The organism is Mesoflavibacter sp. CH_XMU1422-2, from assembly GCF_037029245.1.
GTDB classification, from domain to species: Bacteria; Bacteroidota; Bacteroidia; order Flavobacteriales; family Flavobacteriaceae; genus Mesoflavibacter; species Mesoflavibacter zeaxanthinifaciens.
On sequence record NZ_JAYMEE010000013.1, the window covers coordinates 1 to 18,712 of the forward strand.

The 18,712-nt window shown below is 30.6% G+C and carries 19 protein-coding genes; 8 read left to right on the top strand and 11 right to left on the bottom strand.

The features are described 5' to 3' along the window. Positions 1–466 precede the first annotated feature (466 nt). The 5 genes from thrS (at position 467) to WA340_RS03150 (ending at position 4,605) form a co-directional block, all read left to right on the top strand. The gene (gene thrS / locus WA340_RS03130; protein ID WP_336127245.1) at positions 467–2,401 is read left to right on the top strand and encodes a threonine--tRNA ligase; all 1,935 of its coding nucleotides are present in this window, start codon (positions 467–469) and stop codon (positions 2,399–2,401) included. Between the two features lie 70 nt (positions 2,402–2,471). After that, a complete protein-coding gene (gene infC / locus WA340_RS03135) occupies positions 2,472–2,981 on the top strand; it encodes a translation initiation factor IF-3 (protein ID WP_262497780.1) in 510 nt (169 codons plus the stop codon). Positions 2,982–3,040: 59 nt separating this feature from the next. After that, entirely contained in the window at positions 3,041–3,238 is a 198-nt protein-coding gene (gene rpmI / locus WA340_RS03140) for a 50S ribosomal protein L35 (RefSeq protein ID WP_027879972.1), read from the top strand. A gap of 98 nt (positions 3,239–3,336) precedes the next feature. Next, positions 3,337–3,681 carry a 50S ribosomal protein L20 gene (rplT, locus tag WA340_RS03145; protein WP_027879973.1) on the top strand — a complete coding sequence of 115 codons (345 nt, stop codon included), beginning with the start codon at positions 3,337–3,339 and terminating at the stop codon, positions 3,679–3,681. Positions 3,682–3,783: 102 nt separating this feature from the next. Then, a complete protein-coding gene (locus WA340_RS03150; RefSeq protein WP_336127246.1) occupies positions 3,784–4,605 on the top strand; it encodes an HAD family hydrolase in 822 nt (273 codons plus the stop codon). Here the strand turns inward: WA340_RS03150 and WA340_RS03155 are convergent. From WA340_RS03155 to tgt, 10 genes are all read right to left on the bottom strand, one after another. Then, entirely contained in the window at positions 4,583–5,659 is a 1,077-nt protein-coding gene (locus WA340_RS03155; protein WP_336127247.1) for an adenylate/guanylate cyclase domain-containing protein, read from the bottom strand. The two genes, WA340_RS03150 and WA340_RS03155, sit on opposite strands and share 23 nt — an antisense overlap. A 7-nt stretch (positions 5,660–5,666) precedes the next feature. Further along, positions 5,667–5,936, bottom strand: a complete 270-nt coding sequence (locus WA340_RS03160) for an EF-hand domain-containing protein (protein WP_027879976.1) — start codon at positions 5,934–5,936, stop codon at positions 5,667–5,669. A 58-nt stretch (positions 5,937–5,994) separates the two neighbouring features. Then, on the bottom strand, positions 5,995–6,420 hold the full coding sequence (locus WA340_RS03165) for a secondary thiamine-phosphate synthase enzyme YjbQ (RefSeq protein WP_336127248.1): 426 nt from the start codon (positions 6,418–6,420) through the stop codon (positions 5,995–5,997). Positions 6,421–6,427: 7 nt separating this feature from the next. Then, positions 6,428–7,612 (bottom strand): hypothetical protein, encoded by a 1,185-nt coding sequence (locus WA340_RS03170; RefSeq protein ID WP_036227329.1) that lies wholly within the window; start codon positions 7,610–7,612, stop codon positions 6,428–6,430. A gap of 136 nt (positions 7,613–7,748) precedes the next feature. Next, on the bottom strand, positions 7,749–8,777 hold the full coding sequence (locus tag WA340_RS03175) for an AI-2E family transporter (protein ID WP_304143440.1): 1,029 nt from the start codon (positions 8,775–8,777) through the stop codon (positions 7,749–7,751). 30 nt (positions 8,778–8,807) lie between these two features. Continuing rightward, on the bottom strand, positions 8,808–10,337 hold the full coding sequence (gene dnaB, locus WA340_RS03180) for a replicative DNA helicase (protein ID WP_027879980.1): 1,530 nt from the start codon (positions 10,335–10,337) through the stop codon (positions 8,808–8,810). Between the two features lie 254 nt (positions 10,338–10,591). Continuing rightward, entirely contained in the window at positions 10,592–11,545 is a 954-nt protein-coding gene (locus WA340_RS03185; RefSeq protein ID WP_304143437.1) for an acetyl-CoA carboxylase carboxyltransferase subunit alpha, read from the bottom strand. 110 nt (positions 11,546–11,655) lie between these two features. Further along, positions 11,656–12,564, bottom strand: coding sequence for a DMT family transporter (locus tag WA340_RS03190; RefSeq protein WP_336127249.1), 909 nt, complete (start codon positions 12,562–12,564; stop codon positions 11,656–11,658). Continuing rightward, complete coding sequence (locus WA340_RS03195) at positions 12,551–13,624, bottom strand: LptF/LptG family permease (RefSeq protein ID WP_336127250.1); 1,074 nt, start codon at positions 13,622–13,624, stop codon at positions 12,551–12,553. Before WA340_RS03195 ends, WA340_RS03190 begins: the two co-directional genes overlap by 14 nt. Positions 13,625–13,627: 3 nt before the next feature. Next, a complete protein-coding gene (gene tgt, locus WA340_RS03200) occupies positions 13,628–14,758 on the bottom strand; it encodes a tRNA guanosine(34) transglycosylase Tgt (protein ID WP_336127251.1) in 1,131 nt (376 codons plus the stop codon). Positions 14,759–14,972: 214 nt separating this feature from the next. On the opposite strand from tgt, the gene WA340_RS03205 reads away from it, so the two are divergent. From WA340_RS03205 to WA340_RS03215, 3 genes are all read left to right on the top strand, one after another. Continuing rightward, positions 14,973–15,824: a transketolase gene (locus WA340_RS03205; RefSeq protein ID WP_262497779.1), complete on the top strand. Its 852-nt coding sequence runs from the start codon at positions 14,973–14,975 to the stop codon at positions 15,822–15,824. A gap of 13 nt (positions 15,825–15,837) precedes the next feature. Continuing rightward, a complete protein-coding gene (locus WA340_RS03210) occupies positions 15,838–16,794 on the top strand; it encodes a transketolase family protein (RefSeq protein WP_336127252.1) in 957 nt (318 codons plus the stop codon). Between the two features lie 126 nt (positions 16,795–16,920). Next, a complete protein-coding gene (locus WA340_RS03215; RefSeq protein WP_336127253.1) occupies positions 16,921–17,541 on the top strand; it encodes an outer membrane beta-barrel protein in 621 nt (206 codons plus the stop codon). Between the two features lie 64 nt (positions 17,542–17,605). Here the strand turns inward: WA340_RS03215 and WA340_RS03220 are convergent, their stop codons facing one another. Beyond that, entirely contained in the window at positions 17,606–18,673 is a 1,068-nt protein-coding gene (locus tag WA340_RS03220) for an FKBP-type peptidyl-prolyl cis-trans isomerase (RefSeq protein ID WP_336127254.1), read from the bottom strand. Between the last annotated feature and the right edge of the window lie 39 nt (positions 18,674–18,712).

An 18,712-nucleotide genomic window follows, 5' to 3' on the forward strand; every position in this document is an offset into this window, starting at 1 on the left:
TCCCTGATTGCTCAGTTGTTATTGTTTCGGGGTGCAAATATAAGACCCTTTTTCATTCCCACAACCCTTTTTTGAAACTTTTTTGCTTTTTTTTTACTCTTGCTTTTTAACGCCTTGTTTTCAGTGTTTTACAACTTAACTTTTTTTATCTTTTTTTCTAATCTGTTTTTTCAACCTATATAATACACTTAATGCTCTTTTTAAATCTTATACTTTTATGTAGAGTATACATATATTGTTACGTACTATATGTTATATAACTCAAATTAACACTCCTCTTATATTATACTTTTAATTTATAATTAGGAATTACTCTTGTTAATATTAAGGAAGACTCTAAAATATCTTGCTTATATTTATTCGATATGAAATAATACCACATAAAAAACTAATGATATTGTTACATACATTTATATTGCTTCTCTATTATTATACTACTATATTTGTATCCTAATTTAAATAATTCATGATAAATATTACTTTACCTGATGGTAGTGTTAAAGCCTTTAATATAGGATCTACCCCAATGGATGTTGCTAAAAGCATTAGTGAAGGTTTAGCTAGAAACGTAATTTCAGCAAACTTTAATGGTACAACTATAGAAACTTCTACAAAATTAACCACCGATGGTTCTCTTGTGCTTTACACCTGGAATGATGATGAGGGTAAAAAAGCATTCTGGCATAGTTCTGCACATGTACTTGCTCAAGCTTTAGAAGAATTATATCCTGGATGCAAGTTAACCATAGGTCCTGCTATAGATAATGGCTTTTATTATGATGTAGATTTTGGAGAGAACGTGGTTAGTGATAAAGATTTTAAAAGTATAGAAAATAAAATGCTTGAAATTGCTAGAGGTAAACATAATTTTAATATGCGTACTGTTAGTAAATCTGATGCACTATCTTTATATAAAGACAATATATATAAGACAGAATTAATAAAAAATTTAGAGGATGGCGAAATAACATTTTGTGATCACTCTACTTTTACAGATTTATGTCGAGGAGGACACATACCTAATACTGGTATTATAAAAGCTGTCAAAATATTGTCTGTTGCAGGAGCTTATTGGCGTGGTGATGAAAACAACCCTCAATTAACACGTGTATATGGTATTTCATTTCCTAAACAAAAGGATTTAAAAGAATATTTGGAACTTTTAGAAGAAGCTAAAAAGCGTGACCATAGAAAACTTGGTAAAGAATTAGGGTTATTTGCTTTTTCACAAAAGGTGGGACAAGGTTTACCTTTATGGCTTCCTAAAGGTGCTGCTTTAAGAGAACGATTAGAAAACTTCTTAAAAGCTGCTCAAAAAAAAGCTGGTTACGAGATGGTTGTTACACCTCATATTGGCCAAAAAGAACTTTATGTTACTTCTGGTCATTACGCCAAATACGGTGAAGATAGTTTTCAACCAATAACAACACCTAAAGAAGATGAGGAATTCTTATTAAAACCAATGAATTGCCCTCATCACTGCGAAATATACAACAACACACAATGGTCCTATAAAGATTTACCAAAACGTTATGCCGAGTTTGGCACTGTATATAGATATGAACAAAGCGGAGAATTACATGGGTTAACACGTGTAAGAGGCTTTACTCAAGATGATGCGCATATTTTCTGTACACCAGACCAATTGGATCAAGAGTTTAAAAATGTAATAGACTTAGTGTTATATGTATTTGGATCTTTAGGTTTTGAAAACTTTACAGCACAAGTATCTTTACGTGACCCTGAAAAACCAGAAAAATACATAGGAAGTGACGAAAATTGGGAGAAAGCAGAAAAAGCAATCCTAAATGCAACAAAAGAGAAAAATTTAAATTATATTATAGAAACAGGTGAAGCTGCCTTTTACGGACCTAAACTAGATTTTATGGTAAAAGACGCTTTAGGTAGACAATGGCAATTAGGCACTATACAAGTAGACTATAATTTACCAGAACGATTTGACCTTACATATAAAGGAAGTGATAACGAATCGCACAGACCTGTAATGATTCACCGAGCACCGTTTGGAAGTCTAGAAAGATTTATAGCAATATTACTAGAACATACAGGAGGAAATTTCCCACTTTGGTTAATGCCAACACAAGTTTCTGTGTTAACTCTTAGTGAAAAATATGAAAATTACGGTCAAAATGTTTTAACTTTGCTAGAAAATCACGAAATTCGCGCCCTTATAGATAATAGAAGCGAGACTATTGGTAAAAAGATTAGAGAGGCAGAAATGAATAAAACGCCTTACATGATTATCATAGGAGAGCAAGAAGAAAAAGAAAATAAAATTTCTGTAAGACAACACGGAGGTGAAGATTTAGGCACGATTAGTGTAGATGAATTTGCAGAAATTATTAAAAAAGAAATTAATAAAACAAAAAAACAATTTTAAATTTAAGTTTAACTAAAAACGAAAAGCCATAGCAATACGTAGAAAAAGATCAAGAGGACCAGCAAGAGTTATTAAAGAAGACCAACACAGAATTAACTCTAAAATTAGAGCAGAAAAAGTACGTGTAGTCGGAGATAATGTAGAAGTAGGTATTTACCCAATTAAAAAAGCTTTAGCAATAGCAGAAGAGCAAGAACTTGATTTGGTAGAAATCTCACCTAAAGCAGATCCACCAGTTTGTAAAGTAATGGATTATAAGAAATTTCTTTATGAACAGAAAAAACGTGAAAAAGCTTTAAAAGCTAAAGCATCTAAAGTTGTTATTAAAGAAATAAGATTTGGTCCTCAAACAGACGATCATGATTATGAATTTAAGAAAAAACACGCAGAAAAGTTTTTAAAAGACGGTGCAAAACTAAAAGCATTTGTATTCTTTAAAGGACGTTCTATAGTGTTTAAAGAGCAAGGACAAATACTATTATTACGTTTAGCTCAAGATTTAGAAGAATTTGGAAAAGTAGAACAAATGCCTAAACTTGAAGGAAAACGTATGACAATGTTTATTGCTCCAAAAAAATAATTAAACTCTTAATAAGAGTCAAAATAATATAAGCGAAATAATAAAAACTAGGAAACAAAATGCCTAAAATGAAAACAAAATCTAGTGCTAAGAAGCGTTTTAAGCTTACTGGTACTGGTAAAATTAAAAGAAAGCACGCGTTTAAAAGTCACATCTTAACAAAGAAGTCTAAAAAACGTAAGTTAGCTTTAACTCACGATGCATTAGTACATGATGCAGATGAGAACAATGTTAAAATCATGTTACGTTTAAAGTAACAAGACTTTAACCGGTTAAAATTATTTATAAACCCTGGAGTTAGGCTCAATCAAAGTGTTAAACAATTAACCGCCTACTACAAAAAAACAATTAAATTATGCCTAGATCAGTAAATTCTGTAGCTAAAAGAGCCAGAAGAAAAAAGGTGCTTAAACAAGCAAAAGGTTACTTTGGACGTCGTAAAAACGTTTGGACAGTAGCAAAAAATGCGGTTGACAAAGCTATGCAATATGCATACAGAGACCGTAGAAACAAAAAAAGAACATTCCGTGCATTATGGATTACGCGTATTAACGCAGGTGCAAGATTACACGGTATGTCTTATTCTCAGTTTATGGGTAAATTAAAAGCTAATAATATCGAATTAAACCGTAAGGTTTTAGCAGATTTAGCTATGAACAACCCAGAAGCTTTTGAAGCAATTGTGAATAAAGTAAAATAAGGCTTTTTGCCAATTGTATAACAATACTTCGCTTATATAAATTAAATCCGATTCTTTTTTGAATCGGATTTTTTTATTCACCTAACTTTAGAAACTGAATTTATGAAATTATCTCAAGTCAAACTTGTAGTCTCTGATATGGATGGGACATTACTGAACAATCAAGGAGAAGTAAGTCAAAACTTTTTCAACATATTTGAAGCTTTAAAAAAAGAAAACATACACTTTGTTGCTGCAAGTGGTAGACAGTATTTTAGTATTACAGATAAGCTTAATGGTATAGCAAACGACATTACCATTATTGCAGAAAATGGAGCTATAACAAAACAGCAAGGTAAAGATTTGCTTTTAATCAAAATTCCTAAAGAAGAAATAAAAGATTTAATTTTACCACTAAGATCTTTTGATGATATTGAAATTGTTCTTTGCGGAAAAAAGTCTGCTTATATCGAAACAAAAAATGAAAGTTTTATAAACTTCTTCAAGGAGTTTTACACCAAATACAAACAAGTAGAAGATTTAACCGCTATTGATAATGATGACTTTTTAAAAATAGCCGTTTACTGTAAACATGGATCTGAAGAACAATTATACCCGCATATAAAACATCTAGAAGCAGATTATAAAGTAAAAGTTTCTGGTCAAGTTTGGCTAGATATTTCTCATCAAAATGCTAATAAAGGTTTTGCTTTATCACAACTTCAAAAAAATCTAGGTATTACTACTGAAGAAACAATGGTTTTTGGAGATTATAATAATGACTTAGAAATGATGGAACGTTCCTACTATAGCTATGCAATGGAAAATGCACATCCAAATGTAAAAAAAGCAGCTAGATTTATAACAAAAAGCAATAATGAAGCTGGTGTAGAGATGGTATTAGCGTCATTATTAGAAAAGATTAAACTTTATAAACAAGGTTAACAGCGTATATTTTAACTAGTTCTTCTTTTCCTTTTAAAGGAATTTCACCTATTGATTTTATATCATATTTCTGAAGGTTATACATGGTTTTGTATAAACTTTCAGAAATTAATAATGATTGTTCATACTTATTACACTCACCTTGTATTCTTGCTGTGGTATTAATAACATCTCCATGATAAGCAATTTCCTTTTTTACAGTACCAACTTCTGTTACTATTAATTTACCACCGTGTAAACCTGCTTTAAATGTTGGTATTACTCCAAATTGTTTTAAATACCATTTCTCCTTTTTTTTAAGTACTTCTTTATATTTATAAAACAGTTTTATACAATTATTTTGATGTACACCTCTTTTATAAGTCCAACTTAATACAGCTTCATCCCCAACATATTGATAGATTTCTGCATCGTACCGTCCAATAACTCGGTTTAAATCATAAAAACAGCTTTGTATTAATTTACTGTATTTATAATGTCCTAATTGTTCTGCTAACTTGGTCGAATCTTTTAAATCTAAAAACATAAAAACGCGTCGTTCTTCTCTTGGCTTTCTATATTTTCCTATTAAAAAATTAAAAAAGACACCTTGACCAAATTTTTCATTGGCTATTTTAATAAATGTAAAAACTTGTGAACAGATAATAAAATACCCAACCAACAACCAAAACACTTGGTTTTGTTGCCACCAACCTAAATCGTTAGATAAATTTAAATCTAGCTCTACTTCTGCTCTAGCATATATAATTGATAAGAACAAAATCATACCAACCAAATACACTAAAAATTTTAAGAAAATTATAATTGAAAGCGATAGGTTTTTAGCTACAAATTTGTCAAAAACAAACTCTACAATAGCATACAAAAGACCTATTAGACCTCCTAAGTACAACCCAAACTTTAAGAGTTTTGCAAAAGAAAAATCAGTTATTGCAATACCTTCTTCTGCTCCTATTGCAAAATATCTTATAGTGATAAATAAACAAAATGCTCCAGACCAGAATAAAGTGGTAGAAAATAGTAGTTTTATAAATTGAACAAAATAATATCTCAATTGTTTTTTATTTAGAAATCTCGTCTATTGCAGCCTTAAATTCTGCCCAATTTATTTGCTTGTCTCCATCTTTATCGTAACCTTCAATAAGCTTACTTGCAACAATACCTCTTATAAAACCACTAATTTCAGCTTGTTTTAAAAGTTCTTTAATTTCTGAAATAGATAATGTTTTATTGCCATCTTTATCAAAAAAAGCAAATGCTTCTTCTGGAGTTTTAAAATGGTTAGTGATTAGTATTTCTATTTTTTTTAAAATGGTTTCCTTGGTTGACATATTACTTTCCTTTTTAATAAAGATACAAAATGAAAATTTGCAAGATTGTAAAGAAACGTTAATTACCAAATACTGTTACTACAACTGTTCTACTACCTCCGTAATCACGATGTTCACACAAATAAATACCTTGCCAAATCCCTAAATTGAGTTTTCCGTTTGTTATAGGAATAGTTACAGAAGCTCCAAATAATGACGCTTTAATATGTGCTGGCATATCATCTGAACCTTCATAAGTGTGTTTATAATAAGGTTCATTTTCTGGAACAAACCTATTGATGTAGCTTTCAAAATCTACTCTAACGGTTGGATCTGCATTTTCATTTATGGTCAAACTTGCAGAAGTATGTTTAATAAATACCTGAAGTTGACCAATTTTTATACTTTGAATTTCAGTTGAAATTTGATCTAAAATTTCTGAAGTAATTAAATGAAATCCTCTTTTTTGCGGAGCTAAACTTATTTCTTTTTGAAAAAATTTCATCTAAATATTAAGTTTTCTGCTTTTTCTTTTTTGCTGCAGGAAATAACACATTGTTTAAAATTAATCTGTAGCCAGGAGATGTTGGATGCAAATCTAATTCGGTTTTTGGATCACCAACTTTATGTGTATAATCTTCTGGGTCATGACCTCCATAAAATGTAAAAAAACCTTTACCTTTTATACCGTGAATATATTTTGCTTCTCCATTGGTCTTATTCTCGCCCATGACTAATACATTAGATTTTATTTCTTCTCTGTCAAAAGAAGTGGTTTGTCCCATAAAACCTTTAACCAACGCAGTGTGATTTTGACATAACATGGTTGGAATTGGATCCCATTTTGCTGAAAAATCCATTAAAGAAAAGTAGTCTGTTTCTTTAGGTATTTTACGCTTTGTAGTCATATCTATACTAGAAAATTCGTAAACCAATGGGCTACGCTCTAAAGTAAAATCTTTAAAAGCAAAGGTTTTATTGAAATCAATTTTTGCTTGATAATTTGCATCGCTTGCATCGCCGTCAAACATTGGTTCGCAAATATCTACGCCGTCTGCAGATAACGCAATATCAAAACTATCTGTTGCGCTACACATAGCAAACATAAATCCGCCACCAACTACGTAATCTCTTATTTTTAAAGCTACATCTCGTTTTTCTTCAGAAACTTTTTTGTAACCTAATTTTGTAGCTAAGGCTTCTGCTGATTTTTTTTCTTCAATATACCAAGCAGCTTGCCTATATCTAGCATAAAATTTACCATATTGACCTGTAAAATCTTCATGATGAAGATGTAACCAGTCATAAAGTAATAATTCGTCTTTTAAAACTTCTTCGTCGTAAACAGTTTCGTAAGGTATTTCCGCATAAGTTAATACCATTGTTACAGCATCGTCCCAAGGTAATTTTCCTTTAGGTGTATAAACAGCAATTTTAGGAGCTTTTTCTAAAACTACTGCTTCCATATTTTTACTTGGACTACTTATTTCTTTTAAAATACTTTCGGCTTTAACATCAGAAATGACTTCAAAACTTACGCCTCTTATTTGACATTCGCGTTGAATTCTTTCAGAATCTGGTAATAAAAAAGAACCACCACGATAATTGAGTAACCACTTAACTTTTAGTTGTTGGCTTAAAGTCCAATACGTAATCCCGTAAGCTTTTAAGTGATTTTTTTGCGTATCTGCATCCATAGGAATTAGAACATATGACGCAAAACTTTGAAATGTGATTGATAAAAAAAGTATTAAAAAAAATGTTTTCTTCATAGATGAAAGATAAACAAAAAAAGTGCTTTTTTTAATTTTTTAATATCATTTTAAGTAAGGTTTAAGAACCTGAAAGTAAATCTGAAATTATTTTTGTTCGAGGAAACTGTTCTAAAATTATTTTAATAAAAACAGTAATAGGAATTGCCATAATTAAACCTGGTACGCCCCATATAAATCCCCAAAACATAAGCATTACTAAAACTGCAATAATATTTATAGAAAATGATTTTCCCATAAAAATTGGTTCTAAAATAGCGCCAAATAATATTTGAACAGATGTAATAGAAATGATAAAAAAGAGTAAAACACTAGATATTTCTAATTCTACAAAAGCAAAAATAGATAATAAAATTACGGTAATAAAAGAACCTACCATTTGCACAAAATTGATAATAAATGCAAATAAGCCCCAAAATATAGGAAAACTAACATCAAAAAAGTAACATGCTAAACCAGTACCAATACCAGTAAGAAAACTAACTAAAAACTTAACTTTTATAAATTTTATTAAGTCTTTTTCAATCTTTCTAAACGTTTTTATAGAGGTGTGCTTTTGTTTTAAAAGTGTTCTATTAATTAATCGCTCTACATTAATAGATTCTGCTAACCACAATACCACAAAAAATGTTGTAGTAAGTAAAGCTGTTAAAAATTTAGAAATAAAGCTAACTGTTGGAGATAAGTTATTTAAAATAACATCTTTATTTAAATACTTATTTATAGTCTTTACTCCTTCTACTTGTTGAATTCCAAAAAAAGATTCGAGGCTACCAACTAAACTATTTATTTTTAATTGGGCTTTATCAAAAAAGTGAGAATCTGAAGTTAATATTTCTTTACTTGATAATTTAATTAACTCTATACCCATCCAAACTCCCGCAACTATAAGTAATAAAACTAATACTATACTTAAATATTTAGGTACTTTACGTCTTCTTAAATTTCTTAATATTGGTAAGAATAATAATGCAACAAACATTGAAAACACCAATGGAATGAAGATAAATGACAAAATCTTTAAAAGATAGAATAGTATTGGAATTACAATTATTAAAAGCAAATAATTGGTAGTTTTTATTTTATCCATCGTTGGTCGTTGTTGCTAAAAATGTATTAATTAAAATGGCACATCATTATCTTCATCTGGTGCTCCAAAAGCATCATTAGCAGATGGGAAATTAGATTGTGGGAAAGGATCATCATTCGTTTCATTCATTTTACTATGATATTCTTGTCCAAAAGGTGTATCAAAGTCGTCTAAATTGTCAAACTTACCAAGATGACCAATAAATTTAAGTCTTATGTTTTCTAGTCCACCATTACGGTGTTTTGCAACAATAAATTCTGCTTGACCTTCTGTTGGTGATCGTTCTTCATCATCCCATTCGTCAATCTTATAATATTCTGGACGATAAATAAAACTTACAATATCTGCATCTTGCTCGATTGCTCCAGATTCACGTAAATCTGATAATAATGGACGTTTACTTCCTCCACGTGTTTCTACCGCACGAGATAACTGTGATAAAGCAATTACTGGCACACTTAACTCTTTAGCTAAAGCTTTTAAGTTACGTGAAATGGTTGAAATTTCTTGTTCACGGTTACCACCTGTACCAGACGCTGTCATTAACTGCAAATAATCAATAATAATCATTTTTATTCCATGTTGCGACGCTAGACGTCTAGCTTTTGCACGTAGGTCAAAAATTGAAAGCGAAGGTGTATCATCAATAAAAAGTGGTGCTTTTTCTAAAGATTTTACTTTTACGTTAAGTTGTTCCCACTCGTGTTTTTCTAGTTTTCCTGTTCTTAATTTTTCTGAAGATAATCCTGTTTCACTAGAAATTAGACGAGTAATTAACTGCACAGATGCCATCTCTAATGAGAAAAACGCCACCGGTATGTTAGAGTTTACGGCAATATTACGAGCCATAGTTAGCGTTAATGCTGTTTTACCCATACCTGGTCTTGCTGCTACGATAATTAAATCACTTTCTTGCCAACCAGAAGTTAACTTATCTAGTTTATCGAAACCAGAAGGAATACCACTCATTCCTTCTTTTTTAGAGATTTCTTCAATTTTCTTTTTTGCTTGTATTACAAGATCTTGAGCAGTTTCACTAGATTTTTTAATGTTACCTTGTGTAACTTCGTATAATTTAGATTCTGCACTATCTAACAGATCAAAAACATCTTTAGTTTCGTCATAGGCATCTTCAATAATTTCACTTGAAATTTTAATCAAGCTTCGCTGAATATATTTTTGTAAAATGATACGTGCATGAAACTCGATATGCGCAGAAGAAGATACTTTTTGCGTTAAAGATATTAAGTAAAAGTCACCACCAACCATATCTAACTTACCGTTAGTCTTTAATTGTGTTGAAACTGTTAATAAGTCTATTGGTTGGCTTTCTTGAAACAGCATAAAGATAGCTTCAAAAATGTGTTGATGTGCTTCTTTATAAAATGCTTCTGCGCTTAAAATATCAATAACTTCATCTACACCTTTTTTATCAATCATCATAGCACCTAAAACCACTTCTTCTAAGTCAATAGCTTGTGGTGGCACCTTACCTCTTTCTAGATTTATCAAGGTGCTTTTATCTACTTGGTAACCTTTTAATTGATTTGGTTGTTTCATTTATTGATATAAAATAATAGATTAAAATATAACGATTTACAGTTAATTTTTTGAGTGTAAATCTCAAGAAATTTGATTTTTTTTCGAGTTAACGAAAGTAAATAAATTGTTAAGAAAACCTTAATTAGAAACTGAGCTAATCTCAACAGGTCATTAACAATACGGTTGTTAATAACTTATTTTTTTTGTTAATAAGCACAAAAAAAATCTGAAACTCAAGTTTCAGATTTTTTGAGTAAATGATTTTATAAGGGTTAACCTTTAAATACACCCATTTCAGAATATTTTTCAATTCTTTTATTTACTAAATCTTTTGGTGATAAGTTTTTAAACTCTTTATAAGCATCTTCAATTGCTTTGCTTACTGTTTTAAAAGTTGTCTCTCTATCTGTATGAGCACCACCTAATGGTTCTTTAATAATATCGTCAACTATCTTAACTTTTTTCATGTCTTTTGCTGTTAACTTTAAAGCTTCAGCTGCTTGCTCTTTAAATTCCCAGCTTCTCCATAAGATTGAAGAACAAGATTCTGGAGATATTACAGAATACCATGTATTTTCTAGCATCATAATCTTATCTCCTACACCAATACCCAATGCACCACCAGAAGCACCTTCACCAATAACTATTGTTATAATTGGTACTTTTAATCTAGTCATTTCTAAAATATTTCTTGCTATAGCTTCTCCTTGTCCACGCTCTTCTGCTTCTAATCCTGGATATGCACCTGGTGTATCTAAAAGTGTTACCACTGGTATTCCAAATTTTTCTGCAGATTTCATTAAGCGTAATGCTTTACGATATCCTTCTGGATTAGCCATACCAAAGTTACGGTATTGTCTTGTTTTGGTATTATATCCTTTTTGCTGACCAATAAACATATATGTTTGGTCTCCTATTTTACCTAATCCACCAATCATAGCCTTATCATCTTTAAAACTTCTATCTCCATGAAGTTCTAAAAAACTATCGCCACAAATAGCATTTATATAGTCTAATGTATAAGGTCTATTTGGATGACGTGACAGTTGTACACGCTGCCAAGGTGTAAGGTTTTTATAAATTTCTTTTTTTGTTGCTAGTAGCTTTTTTTCTATTTGTTTACAGGTTTGAGTCACATCTACATCACTCTCTTCTCCAATGACTTGACACTTGTCTAATTGCTCTTCTAGCTCTTTAATTGGTAATTCAAATTCTAAATATTCCATAGGGAATGTGTCTTTTAGTTTATTTGTTAGCGCACAAAATTACATTTTTTTAGTTGAAATAAAGCCAATATTTTTAAAAATTGGCTTCTTTTGTACGTTAAAATATAGAGTTATAATGGTTTATGTTTTCTTTTTCTCTTTAAATATTTTAGGTTTTTTATAATTCCATTAAATAATACAACTGCAAGGATTATAAAAGCACCTATGTAAAACGAAGATGACATAATTTCGGTCTCAGGAAATAAAATTAATGCTAAGATTATTCCATAAATTGGTTCTAAATTATAGGTTAAAACAACTGTATAAGGACTAATATAACGCATCACATAAACAGAAGCTATAAACGCATAAGCAGTACAGATAGAAGCTAATAAAAGCAAATATCCAATATCTGAGGCGTTTATACTAAAAAATGAAGCGGTAAATCCTTCTCCAAACAAAGCTATATATATTGTAATAAAAATAACACCGCTTAAAAACTCGTAAAAAGATATTTTGGTTGCTGAGTGCTGTTCTAAAAACTTTCCATTTAAAACTGCAAATAAAGAAGATAAGAATGCTGAGACAATTCCTAAAATCATTCCTGTTAAGTGTTGGATTTCACTTTGAACAATTAAATACACACCTAAAATAACAATAAGACCAAAAAATATCTCGTAAAGAATAATCTTTCTTTTATAAAAAATAGGCTCTAAAAATGAGGCAAAAAAAGCTCCTGTTGAAAACATAGCTAATGCAATTGAAATGTTAGCTACTTTTATTGCTCCATAAAAAGTAATCCAGTGTAATGCAATTATAACTCCTGCTAAACAAAGCTTAATTAATTCTTTTTTGGCTATTTGTAGATTTACCTTAAATAATTTTACATATGCTATCATTAGAATTGTTGCAAACAACATTCTATACCAAACTAAACTTACAGCATTAATAGAAATTAGCTTACCTAATATTGCTGTAAAACCTGCTATAAAAACCAAGAAATGCAGGTGAAGATAGTTTTTTAATTTATCGTTTAGCATTTTGCAACAAGAAGAAAGCTAGAATACCGAATATAATATTTGGTAACCAAACTGCTAGTAATGGACTAAAGTCTGATTGAGATGCTAGTGTACCAAAAATTTTGTCAAAAAAGACAAATACCATTGCTATTGTTATACCTATTGCTAGGTTTACTCCCATTCCGCCACGACGTTTTCTTGATGACACGGCAACTGCAATTATTGTTAAGATAAATACTGATACAGGTAAGCTCCATTTTTGATATTTTGCTAAACGATATCTACCTAAAAATTTAGAACCTCGTTTTTCTTCACGTTCTATAAATCTTAAAAGTTGAGGATATGCTAAAGTTTCAGCAATAAAATCTTCTGGAGTTAAATCTTCTAAATCAAAAGGAAAAATAGTGTCTTTTCTTCTTTCTAGAATAATCTTATCATTTGTTTCTCCTATAATACGTTTTTCGTAATTTCTTAGAAGGTAAATAGAATCATCTTCTACATATCTAATGCTAGCTGCTGTTAACTTGTAAGTCATTTTATTATCTTCAAAATGCTCTAAAGTAAAATTTACTCCCATATTTTTTGAAGCATCAAAACTACTTACGTAAATGATATCGTTTTCATTAATTTGTTTTAAAACGTTTCTGTTGTTATTATTTTTTTTACCAGAAAGGTATTTGTATTTAAAGTCATAAAATCCTTTACTTGCATTTGGTGCTAAATACATTCCCATTATTATAGAAAACATCGCTACAATAACTCCTCCTATTAAATATGGTCTTAAAAAACGAGTAAAAGAAACTCCTGAACTTAAAAAAGCAACAATTTCTGTATTGTTGGCTAATTTTGAAGTAAACCATATAACAGATAAGAATAAAAATAAAGGAAATAAAAGGTTAGCAAAATAGATTGTAAAATATAATAGATACATCATTACCTCTCCAAAAGGAGCTTCGTTTTCTATTATTTTCCCTATTTTTTCTGCTAAGTGAACTGTTATTCCAATAGGAACAAACAGAATTAACATCATTACAAATGTTAATAGATAGCGTTTTAATATGTACCAATCTAGTATTTTCATGTATTACAAACGCTTGTCCATTTGTTTTACCATTTTATCTTTCCAGGTTCTAAAGTCGCCTGCTATAATGTGCTTTCTAGCTTCTCTAACTAACCATAGATAAAACCCTAGGTTATGTATAGTTGCTATTTGCTTCCCTAATAACTCATTTACATTAAAAAGGTGTCTTAAATAGGCTTTACTATATTCTGTATCTACAAAAGTGATGCCCATTTCGTCAATTGGAGAGAAGTCGTCACGCCATTTTAAATTTTTGATGTTAATTGTACCGTGAGCTGTAAACAGCATACCATTTCTTGCGTTCCTTGTTGGCATAACACAATCGAACATATCTACACCTAATGCAATATTTTCTAATATATTAATTGGTGTACCAACACCCATAAGGTAACGTGGTTTATCTTCAGGAAGTATATCTGTTACTACTTCTGTCATAGCGTACATTTCTTCTGCAGGCTCTCCAACAGAAAGTCCTCCTATTGCATTCCCTTCTGCTCCTACACCAGCAATATACTCTGCAGATTGCTTACGTAAATCTTTATAGGTACTACCTTGAACAATTGGAAAAAATGCTTGAGAGTAGTCGTATTTAAAAGGTGTTTTCTTTAAATGTGCCAAACAACGCTCTAACCAACGATGGGTCATATGCATAGATCGTTTTGCGTAGTTGTAATCACATGGATATGGTGTACACTCGTCAAACGCCATAATAATATCTGCACCAATTGTACGTTGTATTTCCATTACATTTTCTGGAGTAAACGTGTGGTAACTACCATCAATATGACTTTTAAATTTTACACCTTCTTCTTTTATCTTTCTATTAGCTGATAAAGAATATACTTGATATCCTCCAGAATCGGTTAAGATATTTCTGTCCCAATTCATAAATTTATGCAAACCACCAGCTTTTTCTAAAATATCAGTTTGTGGTTTTAAGTATAAGTGGTAAGTATTACCTAAAATGATATCAGGATTAATCTCTTCTTTTAATTCTCTTTGATGTACTCCTTTTACAGATGCAACAGTACCAACAGGCATAAAAATAGGTGTTTCTATAACACCATGGTCTGTTTTTATTACTCCTGCTCTAGCTTTACTTTGAGTATCTTTAGCTTTTAAATCGAAAGTCATATATGTGTAAAATCTTCAGCTAGCAAATATAACCAAGAATTAGACAATGGGTCTTAAATAGATTATAAAATTTAAACTGAATATTTAGTTTTTTATTTTAAAATCTAAATATTGTTAGCAAAATATGAAAATAAGTTAATAACTGCGTTTTTTCTATTTTGATAAGGTGATTTAATATCATAATTTTGACCCCATAAACAACACGATTAACAAAATTAAAATGGCAAGTACACAACAATTAAATGATTTAACAACACAAGTACGCAGAGATATTTTGCGTATGGTACACAAAGTTAATTCTGGTCATCCTGGAGGATCTTTAGGTTGCGCAGAATTTTTTGTAGCGCTTTATAATGAAATTATGGAGCGTAAAGAAGGCTTTGATATGGATGGTAAAAACGAAGATTTGTTTTTCTTATCTAATGGACATATCTCACCCGTTTATTACAGTGTACTAGCTAGAGCTGGATATTTTCCTGTTGATGAGCTTAACACGTTTAGACTAATAGACTCTAGACTACAAGGTCACCCAACAACTCACGAAGGTTTACCTGGTATTAGAATTGCTTCAGGATCACTAGGTCAAGGTATGTCTGTAGCTATTGGTGCTGCAGAAGCTAAAAAATTAAATAAGGACAACCATTTAATTTATAGTCTTCATGGTGATGGCGAATTACAAGAAGGACAAAACTGGGAAGCTATTATGTATGCTGCTGCTAATAAAGTAGATAATTTAATTGCTACTGTAGACTTAAATGGTCAGCAAATAGATGGATCTACAGATCAAGTTTTAAACTTAGGTAGCGTAAGAGCAAAATTTGAAGCTTTTGGTTGGACTGTTGTAGAGATTGAAAACGGAAACAATATAGAAGCTATATTAGAAGGAATGACTAAAGCTAAAACCTTAACTGGACAAGGAAAACCTGTTTGTGTTTTACTTAAAACCGTAATGGGTAATGGTGTAGACTTTATGATGCATACACATGCTTGGCATGGTAAAGCACCTAATGACGAACAATTAGAAATAGGATTAAACCAAAACCCAGAAACACTAGGAGACTACTAAACAGCACAAAACAATGACAAAAACATACACAAATACAGGAAGTAAAGATACACGCTCTGGTTTTGGAGCTGGATTAACAGAATTAGGAAAATCTAACGAAAATGTAGTTGCACTATGTGCAGATCTTACAGGATCATTAAAAATGGATGATTTTAAAGCAAACCATCCAGAACGTTTTTTTCAAGTAGGTATCGCAGAAGCAAATATGATTGGTATGGCTGCTGGTTTAACTATTGGAGGCAAAATACCTTTTACTGGTACATTTGCTAACTTCTCTACAGGTCGTGTTTACGATCAAATTAGACAAAGTATTGCATACTCAGGTAAAAATGTAAAAATATGTGCATCTCACGCAGGTATAACTTTAGGTGAAGATGGCGCAACACACCAAATATTAGAAGACATAGGTTTAATGAAAATGTTACCAGGAATGGTAGTCATTAATCCATGTGATTATAATCAAACTAAAGCTGCTACAATAGCTATTGCAGAATACGAAGGTCCTGTTTATTTACGTTTTGGTAGACCAAAAGTAGCAAATTTTACTCCAGAAGACCAGAAGTTTGAAATAGGAAAAGCGCTACACTTACAATCTGGTACAGACGTAACTATTGTTGCTACAGGACACTTAGTCTGGGAAGCGTTAGAAGCTGCAAAAACTTTAAACGAAAAAGGAATTTCTGCAGAAGTTATAAATATTCATACCATTAAACCTTTAGATGATAAAGCTATTTTAGATTCTGTAACAAAAACTGGATGTATAGTAACTGCAGAAGAACATAATTATTTAGGAGGTTTAGGTGAAAGTGTTGCACGTGTTTTAGCACAACACAAACCAACTCCGCAAGAGTTTATTGCTACAAATGACACTTTTGGAGAATCTGGTACACCTGCTCAGTTAATGGACAAGTATGGATTAAATGCAGAAGCAATTGTTAAAGCTTCTGAAAAAGTAATTAAAAGAAAATAATTAAGTTAATACTTTAATTAATTTAAAGGCTTAAAACAATTGTTTTAAGCCTTTTGTAATTTAAGCTTAAAAATAATTTGGCACAATTTTCGTTTAAAAAAGTATTCACATCAAAAAACAACTATTATGAAAATTCTAAACAGTGAAAACAGAACAGAAAGATTTAAACTTATACTTTTTTCTTTAGTATTATTATCTTCAATATCAATTTACGCACAAACAAATAGCGGATTTGGCTTTAAAGGTGGCTTAAATTACAATGGTAACGGTGATTACTTTGAATCTGTTTCTAATAATTATCAAAACCCTGATAGAACTATTGGTTACCATGTTGGTGTTTTTGGTAAAATAGGCAAACAACTTTACTTTAGACCAGAACTTGTTTACACATCGACTAAAAGTGATTATAATGCAGGTGATTTTGATTTAAAAAAACTAGATATGCCATTATTAGTTGGTGTAAAAGTATTAGGACCAATTCACGTTTTTGGTGGACCAAGCCTACAATATATCTTAGATTCTGATTTTGAAAATGCTACAGTTAGCAATATTGAAGATGATTTTTCTGTAGGGTTAAACTTTGGCGTAGGCTTAAGCTTTAATAATATTGGTGTAGATTTAAGATACGAACGTGGTTTTAATGATAACGAAGCTACTATAATTAATAATAACATAACCATTAATAATCCAAACAGATTAGACACAAGACCAGAACAACTTATTTTAAGTTTATCTATTATGCTATAATAAAACATGTTATAAAAAAAAGCCACTTACTAAAAGTGGCTTTTTTATTTATTGTATATAGACATTACATTGATGGATCCAAATAATCTGGAGTACCATCATTATTACTATCTGTTAATATCGTTGTATGTAGTCTATAATTACCTGTCGCTGAAACAAACTCTATTTTAACAAAAACTTCATTTTCGGCAGCATTAGTATCATAAAAAGCTTGCGCTTCAGCTTTTGTTGTAAAAGGCGCCATACTATTATCTTCCTCGTATTGCATTGGTTCTACTTCATCTTCTGTTAAAATTTCATCTCCATCATCATCTATATCTATAAAGTTAGCTATACCATCTCCATCAGTATCATCATTGTAACCATCACCGTCTTGATCTAAATCTTCTATATAAGAAGGGATGTTATCTTGATCAAAATCTGTATGATTTCTTTCAATAATATTTAATTTAAATAATATTGGAGAGTATGCATCTATTCCTGTTACAAAATTTGAAAAATATGCTAATCCAGAAGGTATAAACACAACTCCTTTACCTTGACCTGTTATATTTACAGTTCCGTCATTATTTTCTGAATAATTGGATGCTGTTTTAAATTCAATTACGCCTTCTCTAAATCCAGTTACAACACCATTTACAATTGTACCACTAGCATTATATCCTGTTGTTAAATTAAGGTTTGTAGGATTTACATTAAAATCAAAAGACTCTCCATCTAAAGTTTCTCCTCTGTAAGTAACTATTGCTCTATCCAATGGGCTTATAGTATTACCTAAACCTTCTCTTAATGACAAGATGTACAACTTGTAATCAATACCGTTTTGTTCTACGATTTTATAAGTCAACTCTGGTCTATCAATTAAAGCATCTGCATCAGGATTTGAGTCATCTATAAGAGTAAACTCTACTTCAAAATCATCATTTGATGGATTATAGGGATCAGAAAAATCAAATTCTTCATAGTTATAGGTATAGTTTGATAAAAACTCTTCTATTTCTAAAATATTTTCATTGTAAACTTCTGTTTCATCTCTCTCTTCAATTACGGTAGTATTATCATCATCATCATTACAAGCAAAATTAAATATTGCTAATAGTAAAACAGCTAAAGTGATTTTTCTTAATTTCATTATTGTTATTTTTGAGCTTGCAAGATACATTTTAATAGT

What these genes read in the sequence shown, in the direction of transcription:
- thrS (WP_336127245.1), top strand. Translation starts at nt 467, where the DNA reads ATGATAAATATTACTTTACCTGATGGTAGTGTTAAAGCCTTTAATATA.
- rpmI (WP_027879972.1), top strand. Translation starts at nt 3,041, where the DNA reads ATGCCTAAAATGAAAACAAAATCTAGTGCTAAGAAGCGTTTTAAGCTT.
- rplT (WP_027879973.1), top strand. Translation starts at nt 3,337, where the DNA reads ATGCCTAGATCAGTAAATTCTGTAGCTAAAAGAGCCAGAAGAAAAAAG.
- WA340_RS03150 (WP_336127246.1), top strand. Translation starts at nt 3,784, where the DNA reads ATGAAATTATCTCAAGTCAAACTTGTAGTCTCTGATATGGATGGGACA.
- WA340_RS03160 (WP_027879976.1), bottom strand. Translation starts at nt 5,936, where the DNA reads ATGTCAACCAAGGAAACCATTTTAAAAAAAATAGAAATACTAATCACT.
- WA340_RS03165 (WP_336127248.1), bottom strand. Translation starts at nt 6,420, where the DNA reads ATGAAATTTTTTCAAAAAGAAATAAGTTTAGCTCCGCAAAAAAGAGGA.
- WA340_RS03170 (WP_036227329.1), bottom strand. Translation starts at nt 7,612, where the DNA reads ATGGATGCAGATACGCAAAAAAATCACTTAAAAGCTTACGGGATTACG.
- WA340_RS03175 (WP_304143440.1), bottom strand. Translation starts at nt 8,777, where the DNA reads ATGGATAAAATAAAAACTACCAATTATTTGCTTTTAATAATTGTAATT.
- dnaB (WP_027879980.1), bottom strand. Translation starts at nt 10,337, where the DNA reads ATGAAACAACCAAATCAATTAAAAGGTTACCAAGTAGATAAAAGCACC.
- WA340_RS03185 (WP_304143437.1), bottom strand. Translation starts at nt 11,545, where the DNA reads ATGGAATATTTAGAATTTGAATTACCAATTAAAGAGCTAGAAGAGCAA.
- WA340_RS03190 (WP_336127249.1), bottom strand. Translation starts at nt 12,564, where the DNA reads ATGCTAAACGATAAATTAAAAAACTATCTTCACCTGCATTTCTTGGTT.
- WA340_RS03195 (WP_336127250.1), bottom strand. Translation starts at nt 13,624, where the DNA reads ATGAAAATACTAGATTGGTACATATTAAAACGCTATCTATTAACATTT.
- tgt (WP_336127251.1), bottom strand. Translation starts at nt 14,758, where the DNA reads ATGACTTTCGATTTAAAAGCTAAAGATACTCAAAGTAAAGCTAGAGCA.
- WA340_RS03210 (WP_336127252.1), top strand. Translation starts at nt 15,838, where the DNA reads ATGACAAAAACATACACAAATACAGGAAGTAAAGATACACGCTCTGGT.
- WA340_RS03215 (WP_336127253.1), top strand. Translation starts at nt 16,921, where the DNA reads ATGAAAATTCTAAACAGTGAAAACAGAACAGAAAGATTTAAACTTATA.
- WA340_RS03220 (WP_336127254.1), bottom strand. Translation starts at nt 18,673, where the DNA reads ATGAAATTAAGAAAAATCACTTTAGCTGTTTTACTATTAGCAATATTT.